This is a genomic window from Kitasatospora sp. NPDC048365 (assembly GCF_043200835.1).
In the GTDB taxonomy this organism is placed as follows: Bacteria; Actinomycetota; Actinomycetes; order Streptomycetales; family Streptomycetaceae; genus Kitasatospora; species Kitasatospora terrestris.
Genome location: NZ_JBICYJ010000032.1, coordinates 42,180 through 64,587, shown reverse-complemented (window position 1 = coordinate 64,587; position 22,408 = coordinate 42,180). Strand labels below are relative to the sequence as shown.

Annotated in this window: 20 protein-coding genes and 1 pseudogene; 10 read left to right on the top strand and 11 right to left on the bottom strand. The window is 73.4% G+C overall.

Annotated elements, in window-relative coordinates; translation table 11 throughout:
* Window positions 1-17: 17 nt before the first annotated feature.
* Window positions 18-515, bottom strand: coding sequence for a hypothetical protein (locus tag ACGFX4_RS28410; RefSeq protein WP_393080080.1), 498 nt, complete (start codon window positions 513-515; stop codon window positions 18-20).
* Window positions 516-1,208: 693 nt separating this feature from the next.
* A complete protein-coding gene (locus ACGFX4_RS28405) occupies window positions 1,209-1,772 on the bottom strand; it encodes a hypothetical protein (RefSeq protein ID WP_393080077.1) in 564 nt (187 codons plus the stop codon).
* 298 nt (window positions 1,773-2,070) lie between these two features.
* Between ACGFX4_RS28405 and ACGFX4_RS28400 the strand changes: the two genes are divergently transcribed.
* Both ACGFX4_RS28400 and ACGFX4_RS28395 read left to right on the top strand, forming a co-directional pair.
* Window positions 2,071-3,156, top strand: coding sequence for a hypothetical protein (locus ACGFX4_RS28400; RefSeq protein ID WP_393080074.1), 1,086 nt, complete (start codon window positions 2,071-2,073; stop codon window positions 3,154-3,156).
* Window positions 3,157-3,236: 80 nt separating this feature from the next.
* Window positions 3,237-3,362, top strand: a pseudogene (locus tag ACGFX4_RS28395) (IS5/IS1182 family transposase); the annotation flags it as partial.
* Between the two features lie 58 nt (window positions 3,363-3,420).
* On the opposite strand, the gene ACGFX4_RS28390 reads toward ACGFX4_RS28395, so the two are convergent.
* Both ACGFX4_RS28390 and ACGFX4_RS28385 read right to left on the bottom strand, forming a co-directional pair.
* Window positions 3,421-3,900, bottom strand: coding sequence for a hypothetical protein (locus tag ACGFX4_RS28390; RefSeq protein WP_393080072.1), 480 nt, complete (start codon window positions 3,898-3,900; stop codon window positions 3,421-3,423).
* Between the two features lie 30 nt (window positions 3,901-3,930).
* The gene (locus tag ACGFX4_RS28385) at window positions 3,931-5,271 is read right to left on the bottom strand and encodes an RHS repeat-associated core domain-containing protein (RefSeq protein WP_393080069.1); all 1,341 of its coding nucleotides are present in this window, start codon (window positions 5,269-5,271) and stop codon (window positions 3,931-3,933) included.
* Between the two features lie 91 nt (window positions 5,272-5,362).
* On the opposite strand from ACGFX4_RS28385, the gene ACGFX4_RS28380 reads away from it, so the two are divergent.
* Both ACGFX4_RS28380 and ACGFX4_RS28375 read left to right on the top strand, forming a co-directional pair.
* Window positions 5,363-5,698, top strand: a complete 336-nt coding sequence (locus ACGFX4_RS28380) for a tetratricopeptide repeat protein (protein WP_393080169.1) — start codon at window positions 5,363-5,365, stop codon at window positions 5,696-5,698.
* Window positions 5,695-6,000: a hypothetical protein gene (locus ACGFX4_RS28375; protein ID WP_393080066.1), complete on the top strand. Its 306-nt coding sequence runs from the start codon at window positions 5,695-5,697 to the stop codon at window positions 5,998-6,000. Before ACGFX4_RS28380 ends, ACGFX4_RS28375 begins: the two co-directional genes overlap by 4 nt.
* Window positions 6,001-6,312: 312 nt before the next feature.
* Here the strand turns inward: ACGFX4_RS28375 and ACGFX4_RS28370 are convergent, their stop codons facing one another.
* The gene (locus tag ACGFX4_RS28370) at window positions 6,313-6,645 is read right to left on the bottom strand and encodes a hypothetical protein (protein ID WP_393080064.1); all 333 of its coding nucleotides are present in this window, start codon (window positions 6,643-6,645) and stop codon (window positions 6,313-6,315) included.
* 29 nt (window positions 6,646-6,674) lie between these two features.
* A complete protein-coding gene (locus ACGFX4_RS28365) occupies window positions 6,675-8,396 on the bottom strand; it encodes a high frequency lysogenization protein HflD (protein WP_393080062.1) in 1,722 nt (573 codons plus the stop codon).
* A gap of 356 nt (window positions 8,397-8,752) precedes the next feature.
* Between ACGFX4_RS28365 and ACGFX4_RS28360 the strand changes: the two genes are divergently transcribed.
* The 6 genes from ACGFX4_RS28360 to ACGFX4_RS28335 all read left to right on the top strand — a co-directional run bounded on the left by ACGFX4_RS28360 (window position 8,753) and on the right by ACGFX4_RS28335 (window position 15,880).
* On the top strand, window positions 8,753-9,907 hold the full coding sequence (locus ACGFX4_RS28360) for a HoxN/HupN/NixA family nickel/cobalt transporter (protein WP_393080059.1): 1,155 nt from the start codon (window positions 8,753-8,755) through the stop codon (window positions 9,905-9,907).
* 231 nt (window positions 9,908-10,138) lie between these two features.
* The gene (locus ACGFX4_RS28355) at window positions 10,139-11,587 is read left to right on the top strand and encodes a DUF4331 domain-containing protein (protein ID WP_393080056.1); all 1,449 of its coding nucleotides are present in this window, start codon (window positions 10,139-10,141) and stop codon (window positions 11,585-11,587) included.
* Between the two features lie 86 nt (window positions 11,588-11,673).
* Window positions 11,674-12,987: a tetratricopeptide repeat protein gene (locus ACGFX4_RS28350; protein WP_393080053.1), complete on the top strand. Its 1,314-nt coding sequence runs from the start codon at window positions 11,674-11,676 to the stop codon at window positions 12,985-12,987.
* A gap of 672 nt (window positions 12,988-13,659) precedes the next feature.
* On the top strand, window positions 13,660-14,346 hold the full coding sequence (locus tag ACGFX4_RS28345) for a hypothetical protein (RefSeq protein ID WP_393080050.1): 687 nt from the start codon (window positions 13,660-13,662) through the stop codon (window positions 14,344-14,346).
* Window positions 14,347-14,507: 161 nt separating this feature from the next.
* On the top strand, window positions 14,508-15,071 hold the full coding sequence (locus ACGFX4_RS28340; protein WP_393080047.1) for a hypothetical protein: 564 nt from the start codon (window positions 14,508-14,510) through the stop codon (window positions 15,069-15,071).
* 113 nt (window positions 15,072-15,184) lie between these two features.
* Window positions 15,185-15,880 carry a pyridoxamine 5'-phosphate oxidase family protein gene (locus tag ACGFX4_RS28335; protein ID WP_393080044.1) on the top strand — a complete coding sequence of 232 codons (696 nt, stop codon included), beginning with the start codon at window positions 15,185-15,187 and terminating at the stop codon, window positions 15,878-15,880.
* 51 nt (window positions 15,881-15,931) lie between these two features.
* On the opposite strand, the gene ACGFX4_RS28330 is transcribed toward ACGFX4_RS28335, so the two are convergent.
* The 5 genes from ACGFX4_RS28330 to ACGFX4_RS28310 form a co-directional block, all read right to left on the bottom strand.
* Window positions 15,932-16,630 carry an HPP family protein gene (locus tag ACGFX4_RS28330; protein WP_393080041.1) on the bottom strand — a complete coding sequence of 233 codons (699 nt, stop codon included), beginning with the start codon at window positions 16,628-16,630 and terminating at the stop codon, window positions 15,932-15,934.
* Entirely contained in the window at window positions 16,627-19,362 is a 2,736-nt protein-coding gene (locus tag ACGFX4_RS28325; protein ID WP_393080038.1) for a GNAT family N-acetyltransferase, read from the bottom strand. The genes ACGFX4_RS28330 and ACGFX4_RS28325 overlap by 4 nt, the downstream gene beginning before the upstream one ends.
* Before the next feature lie 14 nt (window positions 19,363-19,376).
* A complete protein-coding gene (locus ACGFX4_RS28320; RefSeq protein WP_393080036.1) occupies window positions 19,377-20,378 on the bottom strand; it encodes an Acg family FMN-binding oxidoreductase in 1,002 nt (333 codons plus the stop codon).
* A 186-nt stretch (window positions 20,379-20,564) separates the two neighbouring features.
* Complete coding sequence (locus ACGFX4_RS28315) at window positions 20,565-21,239, bottom strand: pyridoxamine 5'-phosphate oxidase family protein (RefSeq protein ID WP_393080033.1); 675 nt, start codon at window positions 21,237-21,239, stop codon at window positions 20,565-20,567.
* Window positions 21,240-21,282: 43 nt separating this feature from the next.
* Window positions 21,283-22,326 carry a zinc-dependent alcohol dehydrogenase family protein gene (locus ACGFX4_RS28310; protein ID WP_393080030.1) on the bottom strand — a complete coding sequence of 348 codons (1,044 nt, stop codon included), beginning with the start codon at window positions 22,324-22,326 and terminating at the stop codon, window positions 21,283-21,285.
* Window positions 22,327-22,408 lie beyond the last annotated feature (82 nt).

The following is a 22,408-nucleotide window of genomic DNA, read 5'->3' as shown; positions in this document are numbered from 1 at the left end:
CGCTCTTCTCCCAGCTGTCAGAGCTGGCCGCTGATCTGCCGAGAGAGCCCTTCGAAGAACTCCTGAAGGGTGGCCACAGCAAGGTCGAACTGATCGAACCACGAGGCGGTGGTCGACCTCCAGACCTGCCCGGAGCCCGCCAGCGCGAACAGATGGCCGCCCCCGTCGCTGGCGAAGACCAGGGCAGGCTCCTCCCCGTCGATCTGGACGGCCCCGTACTCGCGGAAGTGGTCCGCGACCAGCGAAGCCGGATGAACGAAGTAGCCGTTCTCCACATCGGTCAAGGAGACCTCGTCGATCACCCAGTACATAGTGGTCAGGTCCGAGGGAATCGGCGTCAGCTCCACGAGCGCGTCGGTTGCCTGATGGCTCGCCTCCGAAGCGAGCACGACCACGTTGCTGCCCGGCTCGAAGCCATACCGTGCCTGAAACGACTCCACCAGCTTCGCCAGCGCCGCATCCGCCTGCTCACACCAGCCGCGAAGCCACTCGGCATCAAGCCGCTCGCCAGCCACGGTCACTCCCTTTTGCCTCCGTCGGGGACCCGCACACGCGAGTCCGGAAGAACCTACAGGAGCGTTCACGCAGATCTGGTCAGAGCCAAATTCAGGGAGCCCCATCAGGAGTCCGCCTCAGAATCGGCGACCACCCGAGAACTCGACGTCTGCCTCACACGGAGCTCACGCAGGCCCGACCACCAGCGGGTACCGGACGACATCGTGCGCTACCAGCACCGCATGGTCCGCTCCGCCCGCGACCTCCTCCTCGGCGAGGGCTTCGACGAGATCCGCCACCATCGCACCGGGCACTGACGCTCCCCACCCTCGCGCCCCGTCCCCGAGCCGGCCAGGCCCGGCGGGCGGGGCGCGATGGTGCGCGGCGCCGGCGCCCGGCCGGACCCCATTCTTGTGATCGGAGAACCGTGGCACCCGAATTCACCAGCACCGGCCCCGAGTCCTGCGACAGCCGACTGAGGCAGCTGAAGGGGATCGACTCCCCGCTGATCGTCCACCTCCGGCGCATCGCCATCGGATGAGCCGGGGGTCGGCTCCGGGCATCCGGTCTCACCGAAAGCCTCACCCGTGAACGCGCTATCACGGCCGCCATGTCGAGGTTGAGCACCTCCACGTCCACCTGCCCCGAGCCCTGGGACACCCATCTCTGAAGCACACCCGCCGGACCCGGTGAACCGCTGGCGGGACGGAGGCTCAATCCTCGCCGAGCAGCCATGAGTAGAACGCGGCACCGTCAGAAGGGAGCGGAGCGTCCGGTGCCTGCTGAACCAGCCAGACGGCAGCCATGGACAGCTCTCCGTAGGACAAGAACTCCTCACCCTGGGCCACGACGACAGCCACTGCGCCGACCCGCCAGACAGAGAAGTGCCAGGCCTCGGGCTCTTCCTCCATGGTGAGCGTCAGATCGGGCTGCCCGAGCACACCGGACACCACCTCGCAGCCGTGCCGCCAGCCCTCGAAGAACGGGACAGCGTCTGACGCGAGGACGTCCCACCCATCGAGCTCGCTGAGCTCATGGAACTCGTCACCGAGCGGGCCGTCCGCTGCCTCTTCGCTCGGATCGAAGTAGCAGAACGGCAGGTGGAAGCTGGGCTGTCGGTCCTTCCAGTCTTCGAGCGGAACAGCGGGGACAAGGCGGTGCCCAGACGCGGTCTCGAAGTGATCGTCCCGCTCTTGCCACCCCTGCTCATCAACAAACCGAGCGAAACCAGAGCGAGTGAAGCCAGCCCTGGCGAGCTCAGCCAGCTGACCGATCAAGGACGACGTAAGCGGCTGCAACCGAACTATCAAAGCGACCCCACGGGCTCTCACGATCGACAACGTGTCCGCCGATCATCCAGCAGCCGCCGAGGCCGTCACACACCAGGGTCTGGAGTGAGTTCATGATCAATTCCTTACTGATCGTTTCAGAATGACTTCCGAAGGCGCCGTAGGCAGATGATGCTGCAGGCGAGGTAGCCGATCTGCTGCCTCACCTGGTGTCGCAGGTCATCGCTAGGTTGGTGCTCTTTGCAGGCCGATTGTGCCGGTGACCGGACGCAATACGGAGGTCGGGATGGGTGTCGGAGTCGGAGATCGGGCGAGCTGGGTGCTGGAGCCGCTGACAGGGGTGGGGCCGCTGCGGTTCGGGATGTCTCCTGAGCAGGTGAACGTGGCGTTGGGCGAGGATGCTCCGCACGGTGTCCTCAGCGGCGGTCAGCGGCAGTGGAGCTGGTACCGCCAACACCTGGTGAGCGCGATCTTCGGCCCGGGGGAGCAACTGGTGGCCGTGGGGATCAATGCGAATCGCGGGCCGCTGGTGCTGTGGGAGGGCGTGGTGCTGGTCGGCCGGGCACCTTCCGAGGTGCGTGCGGACGTCAGCCGCCTGGCGCTGCGACACGGGGTGAAAGAGGTGCCGAACGCCGAAGGGGAGCGGGACGTGCCGGCGTGGGGTATCTCGGTGGGTGCGGTCCAGCAGTACCTGCCGGACGCCGAGGGCTTCCTGCAGCGGGGGGACGCCATGGTCACCGACCTGCTGGTGACCGGGCCCGGTCTGGCCGAGGACCCGTACGGCGACAAGACCGTGGCCAGTTGGCGCAGCAACTCCCGGCGCCGCGCCCCCGAACCGGGGCCCTGGCCGGTGCGGCCCGAGCGGGACCGGCCGCGGTGGGAGTGTGTGCCGCTGGTGGGGGTGGGGCCGCTGCGGTTCGGGATGACGCCGGAGCAGGTGTCGGCGGCCCTGGGCGGTGAGACGGCATCTTCGCGAGGCACCTACCACCCCTACCCGGCGGGGTCCCTCTGGGAGGACCAGGGCGACCCCGCGGAGGAGTGGCTGGTCGAGGAGCGGTTCGAGGCCGCCGGAGTCCGCGTGCACTATCCGTGGTGGGAGCAGGGCCGCGGGCCGTTCCTCGGCGCGGTCACCGCCCTCGGGCGTTCCGGTCCCCAGGTCCTCCTCGACGGCATCCCGCTCGTCGGCCGACCTGTCACTGCCGTCGAGGCCGACATCGGCAGGTACCTCACGGACAACGACCTCGGCCTGCGGCTTCTCGTCAGCGGGGACCAGGAAATTTACGGCCTCGGCGTGACGGTGCGTGCCGCCCGCGTCGGTGACAGCGTCATCAGCGAGGCCCGGCTCGGGTCGGAGCAGTGGTACGAGGAGTGATCGTGCCCGTGCTGATCGCTTCAGAATGAGTTGAGCTGCACTCTTGCACTCGTCGGTCTTGGTAGGCAGGGGTATCCAGGGTGCGTGTTGATCTTGTCCCGGACGATCTGTGGGAGCGGGTGGCTCCACTGCTGCCGCCCGCTCCCGGGCGACGCCATAGGCACCCCGGGCGACCACGGGTCCCGGACCGGGCGGCTCTGGCAGGAGCCGCGGCCCACCGGGACGGACGAGGCCGCAGCCCGAGGGCTGCGGCCTCGCCGCGGGTCACGACACCCAGCACCGGCCGGGGTCGTCGTCCTTCAGACTGGACTCGGCCTTGACGATGTAGGTGTGCTCCGGCTTCCGGAAGGAGACCCGGATCAGCACCTGCTGCTCGGAGACCGTCCGGCTGAAGCAGAAGCCCACGCTCTCCGGATGGCCCACCGCGCCCTCGTCGTCGGCGGTCCAGCCGGCCGCGGCGGCGCGCTGCCGGTAGAAGGCGACGATCTCCGTCTCGGGGACGTCGTACCGGTACTCGGTCTCGGCGTGGCCGAAGCCGCCGTCCACATTGCAGGCCTTGCTGGAACTCCCGTCCGCGACACCGTCCGGGTGCGCGGTGAGGAGCTGCCGGGCCTGCTCGGAGTCGGCGCGGCCGACCGCCGCGTCGCACCCCCGGCCGGCCAGGATCTCCGGCAGCGAGAGCAGGGCCACCCCCACCGCCGCGACCGCGGCCATGACGAGACAGGCCCGCCACAGTTTCTTCACGTTTGTCCTTCCTACGGTGCGGATGGTGGGCTACTCGCGGAGGGCACGGGAGTTGTAGACCCGCTCGGCCTGCTGGTACAGCACCTCGAAGAACTGCCGTCGGGAGATGGCGGCCTTCATGCGCTTGCGGAACCAGTAGCTCCCCGCGTACCTCCTGGCGTACGCGTTGTTGTAGACGTCGATGTCGTGGTCCTTGCCGTGCTGGCCGACCTCGTGGGCATCGCCGAGCCGCTTGGCCGCGGCCGCGCCGAAGTACAGGGTGAGGCCCGCCTGCCACATGAAGTGCCGCATCGCGTTCTCCTTGCCGTGGCCACCGGGCGCCATGCTGGAGATGATGTCGGACATCTGCTTGGCCCAGCCGCAGCCGCGGCCCAGCGAGTGGCAGGCCTCGGTCTCGGCGATCTTACGGGGTGCCCAGCTGCACCACTGCGGGCAGCTCCACCGGCCGTCGAGGTCGTAGCGGGTGAGCGGGTCTCCCGAGGTGTAGTCGTACGCGTTGGCGTTGCCGCCGTACACCGGGTCGACCGACAGGAAGCGCCCGGTGCCGGGGTTATAGAGCCGCACGCCCATCAGCAGCAGGCCGCCGGGGGTCTCGGCGGAGCGCTGCTTGGCGCCCAGCCAGCCGTACGCCGCGGTTGCCTGACCCGCGCGGGGGGTGCCGTACTCCTCGTGGTCGAGAACGGTCGGGGCGGCCCCGCCCAGCGGGAGTTGGAGGGCGACGTCGCCGTGCAGGTTGGCGAGTTGGAGGGTGACCGCGTTGCCGTTGCCGGTGGTGGCGGTGAGGTCGCCGCCCAGGGCGAGGACGTTCCGGGTGAGGTTGCCCAGGTTGTCGGTGACCCAGCGCGGGTAGTCGGCGTCGGCACCGTAGTGGTTGGTCGTGGTCCGGCCGGCCGTCCAGGTGCCGCCGCTGTAGGTCTCCGCGGTCGAGGTGCGGAACCGCTGGGCCGAGTCGAGGGACCAACTGGTGCGGTTGGCGCCGGTGGTCACCTGCTGGGCCAGGTCGCTGGCGTAGTAGGCGACGGTGGAGCCGGGCAGGGCGGTGGTGCGGCCGAACGCGTCGTAGGTGTAGCCGGCGTCGGTGAGCCGGTCCGCGCTGTCGTAGCCGCTGGTGCGGGTGGTGCCTCCGGTGGTGGTGCAGTCGGCGCCGCGCGCGGCGACCGCGGCAACGCCGGCCTGCTTCAGGCCCGCGCCCGCGCGAGGGCCGCCTGCGGCGACAGCGCGGGAGCCCTGGCCGACTTCCAGCAGTCCGTCACCCGCCTCCCGCAGCCCGACGTCCTGACCGCCTACGGCGAGCTCCTGCAATCCCTCGGCCGTACCGCCGAGGCCGAGCAGCAGTACCAACTCGTCCGCGCCAAGCAGAGACTCCTTCACCAACAACGCCGTCGGCGCGGACAGCGACGCCGCCCTCTTCGAAGCCGACCACGGCGACCCGCGCACCGCCCTCGTCCTCGCCCAGGAAGGCCTGGCGACCCGGCCCTTCCTCGACTCCCACGACGCCTACGCCTGGGCCCTGCACCTCAACGGGCGCGACGAGGAGGCCGCCGCCCAGTCGAACCACGCACTGGCCCTCGGCACCCGCAACGCGCTCTACCACTACCACCGCGGCATGATCGAGAAATCGCTCGGCCACCCGGACCGGGCCCGCGCCGAGCTCACCCAGGCCCTCGACCTCAATCCGGCCTTCCACCCCCTGCACGAGCTGCAGCCGGCCCGGACGCAGGCTGCCGCGCGGCCCCCTGACGTCCGGCAGATCGACGTCATGGTGCGGGACCTGATCCGAGAGGACGAGCAGCCATGACCACAGCACCGGACCCGCTCCGGCTGGAGGCCGAGCTCGCCGAACTCGTGGCCGGCACGCCCGGCGTCGCCTACCTCAGCCCGAACCTCCTGCAACGGCTCACCCGCACCGGCGGAGCGACCGGAGGCGTGCGGATCCGCCTCGGACCGTCACCGCGCGTCGACGTGTGGATCGCCGTGCGGGCCGGCCACCAGGCCGCGGCCACCGCCCGCGCCGTCCGCGACCGGATCACCGCCGCGCTCCACGACCGGCCCGCGACCGCGGCCGTCCGGGTGCGCGTCGTGGTCACCGCCGTGGCGTGACCCGCGGTCGCGGTGACGCGGCGTCCGCTCCGGGCCTCACCGGCTCTTCGCCGGTTCCTTCAACAGGTGTTCGGCAGGAATCGTTCGGAGGACGCGGGATGCGTCCCTCGACGTACTGGGCGCCGCTTTCGCCCGGCGGTCATCCAGGAGCCAGGGCGCCTTGCGGCCGAAGGTGTTCCGCCTGTCCATGTTGACGTCGCCTCCTTCGCCGCACGATGCCGCTCCGGCCTCGTCATGATCAGCTCTGCACCAGCCGGCAACCCAGTGGCGCATGCGGCGCTCGGTGGAGGTCGGGTGGCCGGGACTGGAGTGTCAGGTCCTGACGGGTTGGGGCACGTGGCCCGGGTCGCCGCCGAGCTTGGTGTAGAGCGCGGTCCAGTGCCGGTCGGTGTCGGTCGGTGGCTTGCCGTCGCAGTACGCCTTGGTGCCGTTGGCGGTGTAGAAGCGCATCATCTCCAGCACCGAGCGCGGATCGGCCGATGGTCCGCTCGTGTACCTGCTGCCCGGCTCCTGTTGCTGGTGCTGGATACAGCTCGGCGACGGGGCGGAGGGCTGTGCGTCGAAGCTGCCGTCCGCCGCTCCCCCGCAGGCGGCCAGCAGCGGGGCGGCAGCGAGGGCGAGCAGGCGTGTGAAGCGGGTGGTCATCGCGGTGGGCCTCCGGTCGAGGGGTGCGGTCACAGGGTCGCGGGGAGGCTGCGGATGACCAGTCCGAGCCCGACGGTGAGGATGAGCAGGGCGGTGAGCAGCGCGCTGTACGGGGCGAGGCGTCGGATCCGGCTGCCGAGCGTGCCGTGCTCCGCGGCGGTGACCCGGTCGCCGACGCGGACGAGGAGCAGGCCGACGGCGGTGAGGGTGGCGGCCATGCCCAGGCCGTAGGCGACAACCAGAGCGGCACCGAAGAGGGTCCGGCCGAGGGCGATCGCGCCGAGCAGGACGACCAGCGCGGAGGGGCTGGGGACCAGGCCTCCGGCGATGCCCAGGCCGATCAGGTTGCGGCGGCCGGGCTCGCCCGGGTCGTGATGGTGGTGCCCGCCGCCGAACAGGCCGTGCCGGTGGCCGTCGCCGTGATGACGGCCGGAGTCCTGGCCGTGGGTGTGCCCGTGATGATGGCTACTGTCGTGGTGACCGTGCCCGTGGCGGTGGTCGTCATCGTGGTGGTGGCCGTGGTCCGCGAGGAGGACCTGGGTGGCGCCCGGGGCGGGGTGCGGCTTGTGGTGGTGGTCGTGCGGGATGCCGGCGGCGTGGGCCGCGGCGTGCGCGAGTTCCCTCGTGGTGTCGTCGTCCGGGCCGGGGTGCGGGGCCGGAAGGCGCCCGTGGGCGCGGGCGTGCCGGGAACGGCGGACGGCGTCGCGCAGCAGCCCTGCCCCGACCGCGGCCACCAGGACGCCGCTCGCCACCCCGAGCCAGCCGAGCAGGACGTCGCCGGCGAGCGAGGAGAAGGTGGTCAGGCACAGGCCGATGGCGATGACCCCGGCGGTGTGGGTCACCGTGACGGTCGCGCCCACGGTGACGGCGTCGCGGGTGCGGCCGCGCCGACCGGCCAGGTACGCCGCCATCACCGTCTTGCCGTGCCCGGGGAGCAGCGCGTGCCCGGCGCCCAGCACGATCGACAGGAGGACGGCGAGCAGGCCGAGCGGGAGGGTCAGGCGCTGCGCCGCGCCGAGTTCGGTGAGGCGGGCGTCCAGGCCGGCGAGCCAGGCGGTCGGACCGGATGCACCGGCTGCCGGAGCGAGGGCGGATACGGCCTCCGCCCCGCTCCCGGGCCTGGCCCGGAACTGGGCGCGGGTGACACCGCTGGGGCTGTCCAGCAGGTCGCGGGGGTAGTCGCGCAGCTCGTCGGAGGTGGAGTGGGCAGGGACGTCGGAGCGGTCGACGGTCGTGCCGTCGCCGCGGGCGGTGATCTCGTTCCACCCCACCCGGCCGGGGTCGCTTCCGCTGTCGACGCGCAGGGTGGTGCCGACGGCCGGGATCCGAAGTGCGGTGCTCAGCCCGCATTCGAGGCGGCCGGTCCGCAGGCCCGCCGAGCCGTCCTGGTAGGAGAACTGTGCCGTGTCCACGCGCCAGGTGATCGGCGCGCCGTCCTGGTCGGTGGTGACGCGCAGCCGCTGCGCGATCCGGGTGCACTGATCGGCCGCCCAGGTGGTGCGTTCGGTGTTGTCGACGGTGCCGTCGGCGTTGCGGTCGACCTGCCGCTGTTCCTGCAGGGTTGGGATCTCGGCGGTGTCGGTGACCGCGAGGACGTCGACGCGGTCGGGGCGGACGATGAAGCCGAGGTAGTGGTTGACGGAGAAGTTCCCGAGCGGGTGGGCCTGTGCCGCGGGTGCCGCGAGAGCGAACAGGCCCAGGGCCGCTGATGCCGCGGCGCCTGACCGGGCGATGGATCGTGGGACGGCCACGCTTGGCCTCCGGAAGGGGTGCTGACTGCCCCGGAGCCGAGTCCGGCCGGGCAGGGAGAGGGAGGGACCGCATCGGCCCGGGATCACCATCTGCGCTCAACCCCAATCGGTAGCGGTCACCAGCCCGATGGACCGTCGAGACCACCCGTTCGGCCCCAGCGCAACCGGGCAGGCGTTCGCCCCGGTCGAACGTCCGGCCGTCGAAGGGCTGCTCCACGCCTGGGGCGCCGGTGGCGCACCTCCTCGCGCCCCCGGCGCGCCCCGCGACAGGGGCTTGCACTTGCAGTCATTGTGCAGTTACGCAACTGATGCACCATGTGGGGTGCGTCGAGGCGAAGGAGTAGGAAGGACGCCTGATGGCCTCCTCATCCGAAGCCCCGTCCCACGAACAGCACAGTCCCCTCCGGGCGAAGCCCCGAGGAGCGATGACCCGTCAGGAATGGCGCCGCCTGGCCGCGATGGGCGCCTTCATCGTCGCGCTGCACCTCGTCGGCTGGATCACCCTGGTCGCCGTCGTGGCCCCGGAGCACCACACGATCGGCGAGAAGGGCTTCGGCATCGGGATCGGGGTCACCGCCTACACCCTGGGCATGCGCCACGCCTTCGACGCCGACCACATCGCCGCGATCGACAACACCACCCGCAAGCTCATGGACCAGCGGGAACGGCCCCTGTCGGTCGGGTTCTGGTTCTCTCTCGGACACTCCTCGATCGTCTTCGCGCTCGCCGTCCTGCTCTCCTTGGGAATCAAGTCCCTCGCGGCCCCGCTGCAGGACGACAACTCCCGGCTCCACCAGGTGACCGGACTGGTCGGCACCGCCGTCTCCGGCTCGTTCCTGTACCTGATCGCGATCATCAACCTCGTCGTCCTCGCCGGGATCTGGAAGGTGTTCCGGCAGATGCGCGCCGGGCACCTCGACGAGCGGGCGCTGGAGGAGCAGTTGGACAAGCGCGGCCTGCTCAACCGGATCCTCGGCCGGGTCACCAGGTCGGTCAGCCGGCCGTGGCAGATGTACCCGCTGGGCATGCTCTTCGGCCTCGGCTTCGACACCGCGACCGAGATCGCCCTGCTGGTCCTCGCCGGATCCGGAGCCGCCGCGGGCCTGCCCTGGTACGCGGTCCTGTGCCTGCCGGTGCTGTTCGCCGCCGGCATGTGCCTGCTGGACACCATCGACGGGTCGTTCATGAACTTCGCCTACGGCTGGGCGTTCTCCCAGCCCGTCCGCAAGATCTACTACAACCTGACCGTCACCGGCCTGTCTGTCGCGGTCGCCCTGATCATCGGCACCGTCGAACTGCTGGGCCTGCTCGCCGAGAAGCTGCACCTGCGCGGCGCGTTCTGGGACTGGATCTCCGGCCTGGACCTCAACACGGTCGGCTTCGTGATCGTCGGCCTGTTCTTCGCCACCTGGGCCGTCGCCCTCGCCGTCTGGAAACTCGCCCGGATCGAGCAGCGGTGGGTCCTGCCCGGAGCGCCCGTCCATCCGCTGGCTGCTACCGACGACGTGTGATCCTCGGGCTGGCCAAGCGATTCCGCCCCCGGGAAAGCCTCCCGTGCGTCCGGGCGGGTGACACCGCTGCGCCAAGGGGGTGAGGCGACCCGTCCGTGCCCGCCCGGTGCGCGAAGGCGTGTCGGGATCCGGTCCACAGTGCCGAGTGCAGCTGCTCAGCCGGATCCCCACCCCGACGCCAGCCGGCACGGGGCGACATTCGCCTGTCATGGAAGCGAGAATCCCACCCGCATGAACGTCACGCGTCCACGCGCCCGCACGCACTCCACCGCCCGCACCGCGGCGGTCCTCACCGCCATGAGCATGGCCCTGGCAGGGTCCACCCTCCTCGGCGCCGGAGCCGGCACCTCGTCCGCCTCCAGCCACCGCGAGGCGCCGCTGATCGCGGCCGACCCGCAGGTCGACAACACCGACGTCTACGCGTTCACCAGCCCGGACAACCCGGACACGGTCACCCTGATCGCCAACTGGCTGCCGTTCCAGGAGCCCAACGGCGGACCGAACTTCTACCCCTGGGCCGACGGCGCGCACTACGACATCAACATCGACTCCCAGGGCACCGGCAAGCCCGACATCACCTACCGCTGGACCTTCCACACCGAGGACCAGCGCGGCACCAACACCTTCCTCTACAACAACGGCGTCGTGAACAACCTCTCCGACCCGACCCTGCTGTTCCGCCAGTACTACACGCTCGAGGAGCTGCGCCCGGGCTGCAAGCCGCTCACCCTGGTCGACCACGGCCAGGTCGCGCCGTCCGACACCGGCCGCGCCTCCATGCCCAACTACGGTCAGCTGCGCCAGCAGGCGACCGTCCAGCTCCCGGGCGGCGGACAGACAGTCGCGACCCAGGCCGCCGACCCGTTCTTCCTCGACCTGCGGGTCTTCGACCTGCTCTACGGCGGCAACCTCTCCGAGGTCGGGCAGAACACCCTCGCCGGGTACAACGTCAACTCCGTCGCCCTGCAGATCCCCAAGAGCCGACTCGCCTACAAGGGCGACGCGACCCGCAACCCCGTCATCGGGATCTGGTCGAGCACCGAGAAGCAGACCCTCAAGCTCAGCCCCGGAAAGGCCGACCCGACCGGCAAGTTCGTCCAGGTCTCCCGCCTCGGCAACCCGCTCGTCAACGAGGTCGTCCTGCCCGCGGGCCTCAAGGACGCCTTCAACTCCCTTCCCCCGTCCGAGGACCACAACCAGCCCGCCGTCGTCGCGCGGGTCCTCGACCCGGAGGTGCCCAAGCTCGTCCAGGCGATCTACGGCCTCCCTGCCCCCGCCACCCCGCGCACCGACCTCCAGGAGATCTTCCTCACCGGTATCGCCAAGGCGGCCAACGGCCCGTACGCGGTCGACCTCAACTCCCAGCTCATGAACCAGGACATCGACGCCAAGCGGTTCGTCCCCGCCGAGGAACTGCGCCTCAACATGTCCACCCCGGTCACCCCCAACCCGGACCGGCTCGGCATCCTCAACGGCGACTTCCAGGGCTTCCCCAACGGCCGCCGCCTCACCGACGACGTCGTCGACATCGCCCTGCAGGTCATGGAGGGCGCAACGCCCGGCAACCTGATCGGCGCGCTCGCCGCCGGCGACAAGGTCAACACCACCGACAAGCCGTTCTCCGCGACCTTCCCCTACCTCGCCCTGCCCTACGACAAGGCCGTCAACCAGCCCAACTGACCTTCCTGACCCTGCGGGTGGCCGATGCCGTCGGCTTCGGCCACCCGCACGCCCCTCGTCTCCACCGCTCGACCGAAGGACCGTACATGCGCCGCCTGCCGCTGCTGCTCACCACCGCTGTTCTGTGCGGCGGCCTGGCCGCCCTCGGGGCGCTGGACCGTGGCACGGCGCCCGCCCGGCCCCCGGGATCGGATTCCGTCCGGGGCGCGGACCGTGCCCCGGACGGAAGCAGTTCCCTCACGCGAGCGATCGCCGCCGACCAGCAGCGGCTGCGGACGATCCCCGGCGACGCGACCGGGTGGGCCCGGCTCGGCTCCGAGTACGTCGAACAGGCCCGGATCACCGCCGACCCCTCGTACTACCCGAAGGCCGAGGAGGCCCTCCACCGCTCCCTGCAGCTCACCTCGAAGGACAACGTCGACGCGCTCACCGGGCTCGGCGCGCTCGCCAACGCCCGCCACCTGTTCGCCCAGGCCCGCGACTTCGCCGAGCAGGCCATCGCCATGGCCCCCGCCCACTGGCCCGCCTACGCCGTCCTCGCCGACGCCCGCACCCAGCTCGGCGACGACACCGGAGCCACCGACGCCGTGCAGCAGCTCCTCGACCGGCGGCCCGGCACCGCGTCCTTCACCCGCGCCGCCTACGACCTCGAACAGCACGGCCGCACCGACGACGCCCGCAACGCCCTCCAGCAGGCCCTCGACGGCGCCTACGACCCCGCCGACAAGGCCTTCTGCCAATTCCAGATCGCCGAACTCGACCGCGACACCGGCCGAACCGACGACGCCCTCACCGGCTACCGGCAGGCCCTGCGCACCGACCCCGCCTACACACCCGCCCTCGCTGGACAGGCACGCGCCGAAGCCGCACTCGGCCGAAGCAGCGACGCGATCCGCGACTACACCGCCGCCATCGCCAGAGTCCCGCTGCCCCAGTACCTCCTCGAACTCGGCGAACTCCACGAATCACTCGGCCACCGCACCGAGGCGGCGGAGCAGTACCGCCTCCTGGCCGCCGAACTACAACTCGCCACAGCCAACGGCGTCGTGGACGACCTCACCCTCGGCCAGTACCAGGCCGACCACGGCGACCCCGACGAAGCCGTCCGCCTGCTGCGAGCGGAATGGGCGCGTCGGCAGAACGTCCTCGTCGCCGACGCCCTCGCCTGGGCCCTGCACCGCACCGGCGCGGACGCCGAAGCCCTCACCTTCGCCGAGCGGGCCGCAGCCCATGGCTGGAACAACGCCCTCTTCCTCTATCACCGAGGCGAGATCGAGAAGGCCCTCGGCCACACCGGCGAAGCCCGTCGCCACCTCTCAGCCGCACTCGCCGCCGATCCCGGCTTCGACCCTCTCCAGGCTCCGGCCGCGCGCCGCTCCTTGGACGAACTCGGCCGGTGACCAGCGGTGCCCGGGCCCGGACCCCACTGCCTCAACCGTGAGCCGCTCCCGCATCGACGCTTCCCCAGGCGCGGCATGCCCCGGCACGGCATGGGAACGGTGTTCCCGCCCGCGCACCGGCAGCGGCCGCCCGGTCCGCCGGCAAGAACGACGTGGCGCGGCCGGTATTTTACGATCACGAGACCCACGCGACGACCAGCCAGGTCAGCTAGCACGGCCTGCCACGCTCGATCTGGAGCCTGGCCGAGCTCGCGGGCTTCGCGATACCGGCGGGTCGGGTCCTGCTCCGCGATGAGGGCGTCTCCGCCTCAGGACGATCGCGGTCACCACCGCCCGATCGCCGCAGTCGCCCCCGAGCCGACCGGGCTTCCCGGCGCACCGCAGGTCGGTTTATCGGGACATCGGCGGAGAAGGACAGGCCTGCCCGTTGCCGTGCCTCCCACAGCTCGCGCTGGGCCGATCCCGATCGAAGCGGCGGGCGGCGCCGCGGAGGGCGAGCCGCCCGCTCTTCGCAGGCGTTCATGACGACACGTCAACCATTGTCGAGGGAAACGGCCTTGTGTGTCCGTGCTCGACCCACGAGGCCTTGACAGCGCGATTGGTCTACTCCACTGTGTGGTGCGCGCGCTCCCCGCACTGTCCTCCGACCACCAGCCCCCACCTGGAGACAGCATGCGCACTCCGAACCGCCGCCGCGACCGCCGAGCGCTGCCGGCCGGCCTGCTGGCCGCCGCCGTCGCGACGGCGGCCCTCCTGTTCAGCTGGGCCGACGCCGCCGCGGCGAACACCGATGTCGAAGCGATCAGGAACGGCGGCTTCAACATCGGCAACCACCTGACCTTCTGGTCCTGCCGCGGCATGGTCCTGCCCGCGAGCGGCGCCTCCTCGGGCCTGCAGGGCTACCCCAGCGACGTCGACTACGCCGGGTGCAGCCAGGAGGTCCCGGTCGAGCCGTCGTCCACCTACACGCTGACCGCGAACGTACAGGGCCCGTACGTCTTCGTCGGCGCCACCGGGACAGGCGGCCCGGACCCGTCCCTCTGGTCGAACCTCCCCCAGTCCAACGTCCTGCAGACCACCTTCACCACCGGGCCGTCCACCACCTCGGTCACCGTGTGGTTCCACGGCTGGTACCTCCAGGGCCCGTACGTGATCAACCGCATCTCGCTGTTCGGCCCGGGCAAGCCGCAGCCCTGCTGGATCACCCTCCTCCCGGTCGCCCCGACGAGCCCCGCGGCCCTCTTCACCCCCACCCCAGGCGGCGGCTCGTTCTCCCCCACCCCCGTCACCACCATCCCCCCGTCGCCCGGCAGCTCGGTCTCGCCGTCGACCAGCAGCCCGGGGTGCCTCCCCAGCTGACGCACCGCTCCGACGGCCACGGCCGTCCGGTCCCCCGACCCCGGTCGGCGGGGCCGGTCGGCCCCCCGCCCGGGCCACTCGGGCCTGGGCCGGGCGGCGCCGGGCGGCGCAAGCTGGAAGCTGGGAGCACCGTCCGGGTGCCCGCGAGGAGGTGGGCCGCCATGCGCAGCCGTGCGCGCCGACGCGGCAACCCGCTGCGGCGGGGCAGCGACCGCGTCCAGTGGTGGCTGGGCTGCCTCCTGCTCGCCACCGCCGTCCTCGCCCTCCCCGCCGCCGCGGCGGCCGGGTTCTCCACCTACCGGGCACAGGTGCACGCCGGCCTGGCCGCGGCGGCCACCCGGCATCCGGTGGAGGCCCGGCTCACGGCCGACGCGCCCCTCGCCGACTCCGGCGTTCCCGCCAAGGTCCCGGCCACCGCCGCCTGGACCGCACCGGACGGGTCCACCAGGACGGCCATCGTCCAGGTCTGGTCGGGCGAGCGGGCCGGCAGCGCGGTGACGGTCTGGACCGACGCCCGTGGTGCGGTCGTCCCGGCCCCGACCACCCGCAGCCAGGCCGCCCAGAACGGCTGGCTCGCCGCGGCCACCCTCGCGACCACGGTCCCCCTGCTGTGCCTCTCCGCCTGGAAGGGCGCGGTCCTCCTGCTCGACCGCCGCCGCCTCGCCCAGTGGGACACCGAGTGGACCTTGGTCGAACCCCGCTGGACCAGGCGCCAGCCGAGCTGACCCGGGCCGCCCGGCCGGCGACGGGGGCCGACCGGCCCTCCCCGCGGTCCGGCTGCGGGTCGAGGCTGGAGGCAGCAGCATCCGCGCGGCTCCGAAGGGAGCGGGTCATGTTCATGAGCGCCGCCGCACACGAACACGAGCACGCCACGCGTGCCGACCCCGGCGACCTCGGGCGACGCCTCGCCCTGCGCCGGGAGCAGCTCGGGCTGAGCCGCGCGGACGTCGCCGCGCGCGCCGGGATCGCCGAGGGGTACCTGGAGTACCTGGAGACCACGCCGGCGAGCCCCGCGACGGGCACAGTGCTGGCCCTGGCCGCGGCGCTGGGGACCACCGCGGCGGACCTGCTCGGCGGCGGCCTCGGCGTTCCGCCGGGCGGCGGCGGGGCGGCGGCCCGGCCGCAGCTCCGCCACCTCGGCCCCTGGGAGTGCTGGGCCAGGCTCGCCCCGGGCGGCGTCGGCCGGGTGGCGCTGACCACGCCGCAGGGCCCGCTGGTCCTGCCGGTCAACTACCGGGTGCTGGACGGCACGCTGCTCTTCCGGACCGGTGCGGACGGGCCGCTCGCCGCCGCTCTCGGGCAGCGGATCGCGGTCGAGGTCGACCGGATCGACGAGGCGCTGAGCACCGGCTGGAGCGTGCTGGTCCGCGGCACCGCGAGCCGCTTCGACGAGCCGGCGGCGGAGGCCGGTCCGCGGCGCCGCCACGACCCCGAGCCGTGGGCGGGCGGGGTGCGCGAGCTGTGGCTGCAGGTCAGGCCCACCGCCGTCACCGGACGGGCCATCACCGCCGACACGCCGTCCGAGCCCGGATAATCGCCCGCGACCCCCGTCCCCGGTCCACCCCGGATCGGGGACTCTGCGCGCTCAGGACGGGCCGCCCGCCGGGGCCACGTCGTCGAGGTCCCAGAGGAGGTGGTCGGTGAGGCCGGCCAGGCCGTCGATCCGGGAGACCGCGAGGCACAGGGCCGCCGCGTCGGAGCGGGTCCGGGTGCGGCCGGCGAGCAGGACGGTTCCGCGTTCGCACCTGACGTGCAGGGAGCCGGGCACGACGCCCGAGCCGGGAGTGAGCGCCAGCGCGAGTGCCTCGTCGCGGATCGCCTGGTCGGCCCGGCGCAGCGCGTCCAGCAGGTCGTACGGCGAGAGCAGGCCGACCGGTCGGCCGTCGGCATCGACCACGGGCAGGTGGTGGACGGCTGCCCGCAGCGCGGTGCGCAGCGCGTCCCGGGCGGGCCGGTCCTCGGTGACGGTGACGGCGGGCGCGGTCATCAGGTCGCGGGCGCGCACCAGGGCCGGGGGCCGGTCCGGACCGGCGGCGGCCGCGTAGGCGGTGAGCAGGTCGGAGGCGGCGACGACACCGACGACGGTCCCGTCGCGGCCGACGACGGGGAGCACGCCGTAGCGGGAGGCGGTGACCGCGGCGACCAGGGTCGCGAAGTCGGTGTCGAGGGTGACGGCGACCGCCGGCCGGCGCATGAAGGCGCTGACCGGCGGCGCGGCGGCCGACTGCCCGGACCCGGTGAGGTCGTCGCGGGGCGTGCCGTCGAGGATGCTGTGCCGGTTCACGACTCCTCCTCCGGGAGGCCCTGCGGCCGGCGCAGTCGGCGCAGGTACGGGTCGAACGGGTGCCGGGGTTCCACCCGGATCCGGGCGTCGACGCAGAGCACGCCGTCGGGGCGGGCGATCACCGGGTTGAGGTCGGCCTCGACGACCTGCGGCAGGTCTCCGGCCATCCGGGAGAGGCCGGCGAGGATCCGGTGGAGCCCGGGCAGGTCGACGGGCGGGCTGCCCAGGCGGCCGGCCAGGAGTTCGGCGGCGCGGAGTGCGGCGACCATCTCGGGCAGATCGAGGTCCGTGAGCGGGGCGAGGCGGGCGGCCCGGTCGTCCAGGACCTCGGTGGCGGTGCCCCCGAGGCCGAGGACGACCAGCGGGCCGAAGACCCGGTCCTGGACGAGGCCGACGAGCAGTTCCACGCCGGGTGCGGCCATCGGCTGGACCACTGCCCCGGCCATCCGTCCGCCGAAGGCCGCGGTGAACTCCCGGTAGGCGTCGCGGACCTCCCGGTCGGTGCGCAGGCCGGTGCGGACGGCGCCGGCGGCGCTCTTGTGCACCTGGTCGGGCCAGTACGCCTTGAGGACGGCCCGGCGGTCGTGGCCGTCGCGGCGCAGGGCGCGGGCCGCGACGACGGCGGCCTGCCGGTCGCGGGCCCAGACGCCGGTGGTGAGCGGCAGCCCGTAGCAGGCGAGCAGGGCCGCCGTGGACGACGGGTCGAGCCAGCCGCCGGCGGGGTGGTCGGCGAGGTGGTCGGCGACGATCCGACGGGCCGCGGCGGGGTCGCATCCGGGGACGTCGACCTCGGTGCCGACCGGCCGGGCCAGCCACCGGGAGCGTTCCCGTGCGTGGGCGAGGGCGACGGCGGCGGATCGCGGGTCGGCGTACGCCGGGAGCAGGCCGTCGGCGGTGTGCAGGCGGCTGACGGGCACCTGTTGGCCGAGGCGGACGACGGCGACGGGTGTCCGGCGACGGGCGCCTCCGTCGATCAGGGCGCGCAGCAGGCCGCCCTCCGGTTCGGCGGACAGGGCGGTGGGCACCAGGCAGACCATCAGGGCGTCCACCGCGTCGCTCTGTTCGAGGGCTTCCAGGCAGTCGCGGAGCTGGTCCGGGCGGACCGCCGCGGTGGTGTCGACCGGGTTGGCGGCCGAGGCTCCGGCGGGCAGCAGGTCGAGCAGCCGGGCGCTGAGGTCGGCGGGCAGGTCGGGCAGGGCGAGGCCCGCGTCGGCGCAGGCGTCGGCCGCGAGGATGCCGATGCCGCCCGCGTTGGACACCACGGCGACGGCGCCGCGGGCGGCGGGCAGCGGCTGGGTGTGCAGCAGGGCGGCGGTCTCGACCAGTTCGGCGACGGACCGTGCCGCGGTGATGCCGGCCTGTCGGAAGAGCGCCTCGCGGGTGACGGTCGGGGTGGCGGCGGCCGCGGTGTGCGAGGCGGCGCCGCGCCGTCCGGCTGCGGAGCGTCCGGCGTCGACGGTGAGGACGGGCAGCGAGCGGGTGACCCGCCGGGCGGTGCGGGCGAAGGCGCGCGGGTTGCCGAAGGACTCCAGGTGCAGCAGGGCGAGGTCGGTGTGCCCGTCGCTCTCCCACCACTGCAGCAGGTCGTTGCCGCTGACGTCGTACTTGTCACCGAGGGAGACGAAGCTGGAGACACCGATGCCGAGCCAGGCCAGGCGTTCCAGCAGGGCGATGCCGACCCCGCCGGACTGCACGGCGACCCCGGCGGTGCCGGGCAGCGGGAAGGCGCCGCCGAACTCGGCGTCGAGGCGGACCCGCGGGTCGGTCACGGCGATGCCCAGGCTGTTGGGCCCGACCAGCCGCATCGAGTGCCGGCGGCAGCTGTCCGTCAGTTGCCGTGCCTGCTGAGCGTCCAGGCCGGAGGTGAGCACCACCAGGGCCCGCACCCCGGCCCGGCCGCACTCCTCGGCAGCCGTCGGCACGGCGGCGGCGGGCACGGCGAGGACCGCGAGGTCGGGCACCGTCGGCAGGGCGGCGACCGCGGGGTGGGCCGGTTCGCCCGCGACCTGCGGGGCGTGCGGGTTGACCGCCCACACCCGGCCGGTGAAGCCGCCGTCGCGGATCTTGCGCAGCACGCTCTGCCCGACCGATCCGGGCCGCCGGGAGGCGCCGACGACGGCGACCGAGGCGGGGTGCAGCAGCGCGGCGAGGCTCGCGACGTCGGCGGCCCGGCCGCGTTCGTCGACCGCGCGCCGGTAGTGCTCGTCCGACTCGGCGAGCGGCACCCGGACGTGCACCTCGCCCTGCTCGTAGCGGCGGTGGACGGGCAGGCCGAGGTCGGTGAAGACCCGGTGGACGGCCCGGTTCCCGGCCAGGGTGTCCGCCTCGAACGCCGCGAGGCCGTGCTCGCGGGCGGCGTGCACCAGGTGCTCAAGCAGCAGGGTGCCCACGCCCCGGTGCTGCCAGGCGTCGGCGACGGCCAGGGCGAGCTCGGCGGTGCCCGCCGCGGCGTCGAGCACCTCGTAGTCGGCCTCGCCGACCAGGTCGTCCGCCGCCCACGCGCCGAGGGCGAACCCGTCCTCCCGGGCCGGGCCGCACAGCCGGTCGGCGGTCAGGCCCGCGGCGCGGCGGCTGGCGCCGAGGAAGCGCAGCCGCCGGCTCTCGTCCGACATCCGCTCGGCGTGCAGGGCGAGGACGGCCCGGCGGTCCGCGGGGGCGATCGGCCGGATGGTCACGGTGGTGCCGTCGGAGAGCAGCGCGGCGCTGCCGGGTGGTCGCCGGACGGTCGACATCGGCCCGTCTCCGTTCACCGGGCGGCGAGCGGGAGGCCGCCGAGGTCGAGCACCTCGTCCACGGCGCGGCGCGGGGTCGGCGTTCCGGGCGGACCGTAGCCGATCCGGACGACGGCCTGGACGTGGCCGGGGCCCTCGGCCGGGTCGCGCAGCCGCCACCGGGTGTCGGGCCACTCGACGGCCTGGTGCAGGACCGAGGCGCGGATGCCGCGGGCGGTGGCCACCAGCCACATCCGCTCCAGCGCCTGGCCGGCGCGCAGCCAGTCGACCGCCCGGTCCCCGTGGGTGCTCAGTACGGCCAGCTGCGGGAGCGCCTCGAACCGTTCGGTGGGCGGGGCGGACTGCTGCGGGCGGCCGGCGAAGCCGCGCATCGGGACCCGGGCGTCGTGGTCCAGCGGGCCGAGCGCGGCGAGCGGGATGCCGTCGGTGGACGGTTCGGCCCGCAGCCAGCCGCGGGTCTCGGCCTGCCGTTGCAGGTCGGCGGAGGTCCGCAGCTCGGCCTCGGCGGTCAGTTCCAGCACCCGCCGGGCACCGGCCTCCTCCAGGACGGCGAGGTGCACGTCCTCGGCCTCGGCGGCGGCCATCAATTCGCCGACGACCGTCTCCGGCACGTCCCGGTTGGTGAACGGCTGCCGGCTGGAGTGCCGCCGGGCGATGGCCTCGTACAGCTCCGGCACGAGCCGCGGGCCCGGGCCGGCGGGGTCGCCGGTCAGGTCGACGGCGGCGAGCAGGCCCTGGTCCGCGGGGTCGGGGCAGAGCCGCACCGCGGCGCCGCGCCCGAGGTGGGCGGCGGCGGCCCGCAGGTTGAACACCGCGGCGCCGACGGACAGGTGGAGGGCCCGCCCGTCCGGGTCGGTGGCCGGGACGGCCCGGCCCGGGTCCGCGTACACCAGCAGGCCGTCCAGGTCGGCGGTGGGCCGGAAGCGCCAGGGCTGGCTGTTGTGCAGGGACGGTGCCGCCGACGCCGCCTCGACGATCAGCCGGAGGTCGGTGAGGGTCAGGGGCCGCTCGGTCATGGGACTCGCTCCTTGCCTGGCGGGGCTGTCTGGCTGGTGTCCTGCTCCTACGGTGCGCCCCGGGCGGTCCGCCGCCCAAGGGTCCTGGGGGCCGGTCCCGGATGCCCGGCGGCCCTGCCGTGCTGGGCCGCTCGGCCCTCCCGGCGCGGGCCCCGGCGTCCTGCGGTGCTCAGTCCCGGCCGGTGCTCAGTCCCGGCCGTTCGGCGGGCCGGTGATCCGGCGTCCGCTGATCCGCTGCGACCGGACCCGGATCCACAGCGGCCTCGGCCCGCCCGCCCAGGGCTCCGCGGCGGGGTCGTGCTCCAGCCGGTGCAGCGCCGTCGGGTCGGTGATGCGTTCCGCCGTGCCGGTGAGCAGGACGCTCCAGCCGTGGCTGCGGTGCTCGTCGATCCGGTCGACCTGGAAGGAGACGGCCGTGCCGTCGGGCGCGGCGGCGGCGCCGTCCGGGTCGGTCCGGTAGACGACGGTGCGCCCGTCGACGGTGTAGTTGACCGGGAAGGCGAGCGGCGCGGGCTCGGCGGGCAGGACGATCCGTCCGACGCCCCGGTTGCCGAGCCGCTCCCAGCACTCGGCCTCCCCGAGCCGCAGCAACGCGGGGCGCGGGCCGGGCGGGCTCTGTCCGGGCGGCAGGTCGGCGCGTCCCTCGATCAGTTCGCGGTAGGTCAGCCCGAGGGCGGCGGCGATCCGCAGGAACCCGTTCGGGTCGAGGCCGGGACCGCTCACGGTCAGGACGGCCAGGTACTGCGGCGACATGCCCGCCTCGCGGGCCAGCGAGTCGGGGCCGATGCCCAGCTGGGCCAGCCGGTCGGTGATCCGCCGCGCGACCGCCTGCGGGTCGTCGGGGTGCAGACGCGTGTCCATGACCTCTCACCTTCTCCTCGCGTTCTCCTCGCGGCGTTCCGGCTCAGGTCCGGAACAGGGCGACCTTGAGCGCGCCGTTGCCGCCGGCGTCGGCGAAGACGTCGTAGGCGTCCTGCATCTCGTCGAGGCCGAAACGGTGGGTGACCAGGCCGGCGGTGTCGAGCCGGCCGGCCGCCAGCATCTCCAGCAGCAGCGGGGTGGTGCTGGTGTCCACCAGGCCGGTGGTGATGGTGACGTTCTTGATCCAGAGGTCTTCGAGGTGCAGCGTGGCGGGCCGGCCGTGCACGCCCACGTTGGCGATCCGTCCGCCGGGTCGCACCACCCGCGTGCACAGTTCGAAGGTCTCGGGCACGCCGACGGCCTCGATCGCGACGTCGGCGCCGAGCCCGTCCCGGCTGAGCGCGCGGATCGCCGCGTCGTCGCTGGTGGCGGCGTCCAGCACCTCGTCCGCACCGGCCCGCTTCGCCGCCTCCAGGCGGCTCGGGGCGAGGTCGACGGCGACGATCCGGCCGGGGCTGTACAGCCGGGCGGTCGTGACGGCGGCCAGCCCGATCGGGCCCGCGCCGACGATCACCACGGTGTCGCCGGGGCCCACCCGGCCGTTGCGCACACCGACCTCGAAGGAGGTGGGCAGGATGTCGGCGAGCAGCAGGGCCTGCTCGTCGGTGACCCCGCCGGGCAGGTGGTGCAGGGAGGTGTCGGCGAACGGGGTCCGCACGTACTCGGCCTGGGTGCCGTCGACCAGGTGGCCGAGGATCCACCCGCCGCCGCCCGTGCACTGCCCGTACGCGCCCTGGCGGCAGTAGCCGCAGCGGCCGCAGGCGGAGATGCAGGAGACCAGCACCCGGTCGCCGGGGGCGACGGTCCGCACGCCGGGTCCGACCGTGACGACGGTGCCGACGGCCTCGTGGCCGAGCACCCGGCCCTCGGTGACCTCGGGGACGTCGCCCTTGAGGATGTGCAGGTCGGTGCCGCAGATGGTGACCGCGTCGACCCGGACGATCGCGTCCTCGGGGTCGCGGACCGCCGGGTCGGGCACCTCGCCCCAGGTGCGGCGGCCGGGTCCGTGGTAGGTCAGGGCCTTCATCGTGCTCACTCCCGTCGCGCTCGGGTGCCCCCGTCTCCAGGGTCGCGGCGGCCGCCGGGCGGGGTCATGGGCCCGCCGGGCC

Bases quoted from the DNA above. Each gene is read 5' to 3' on its own strand.
- ACGFX4_RS28315 (WP_393080033.1), bottom strand. From the start codon at position 21,239: ATGGACACGCGTCTGCACCCCGACGACCCGCAGGCGGTCGCGCGGCGG.
- ACGFX4_RS28345 (WP_393080050.1), top strand. From the start codon at position 13,660: ATGCGCACTCCGAACCGCCGCCGCGACCGCCGAGCGCTGCCGGCCGGC.
- ACGFX4_RS28310 (WP_393080030.1), bottom strand. From the start codon at position 22,326: ATGAAGGCCCTGACCTACCACGGACCCGGCCGCCGCACCTGGGGCGAG.
- ACGFX4_RS28350 (WP_393080053.1), top strand. From the start codon at position 11,674: ATGCGCCGCCTGCCGCTGCTGCTCACCACCGCTGTTCTGTGCGGCGGC.
- ACGFX4_RS28325 (WP_393080038.1), bottom strand. From the start codon at position 19,362: ATGTCGACCGTCCGGCGACCACCCGGCAGCGCCGCGCTGCTCTCCGAC.
- ACGFX4_RS28335 (WP_393080044.1), top strand. From the start codon at position 15,185: ATGAGCGCCGCCGCACACGAACACGAGCACGCCACGCGTGCCGACCCC.
- ACGFX4_RS28360 (WP_393080059.1), top strand. From the start codon at position 8,753: ATGGCCTCCTCATCCGAAGCCCCGTCCCACGAACAGCACAGTCCCCTC.
- ACGFX4_RS28370 (WP_393080064.1), bottom strand. From the start codon at position 6,645: ATGACCACCCGCTTCACACGCCTGCTCGCCCTCGCTGCCGCCCCGCTG.
- ACGFX4_RS28375 (WP_393080066.1), top strand. From the start codon at position 5,695: ATGACCACAGCACCGGACCCGCTCCGGCTGGAGGCCGAGCTCGCCGAA.
- ACGFX4_RS28340 (WP_393080047.1), top strand. From the start codon at position 14,508: ATGCGCAGCCGTGCGCGCCGACGCGGCAACCCGCTGCGGCGGGGCAGC.
- ACGFX4_RS28355 (WP_393080056.1), top strand. From the start codon at position 10,139: ATGAACGTCACGCGTCCACGCGCCCGCACGCACTCCACCGCCCGCACC.
- ACGFX4_RS28320 (WP_393080036.1), bottom strand. From the start codon at position 20,378: ATGACCGAGCGGCCCCTGACCCTCACCGACCTCCGGCTGATCGTCGAG.
- ACGFX4_RS28400 (WP_393080074.1), top strand. From the start codon at position 2,071: ATGGGTGTCGGAGTCGGAGATCGGGCGAGCTGGGTGCTGGAGCCGCTG.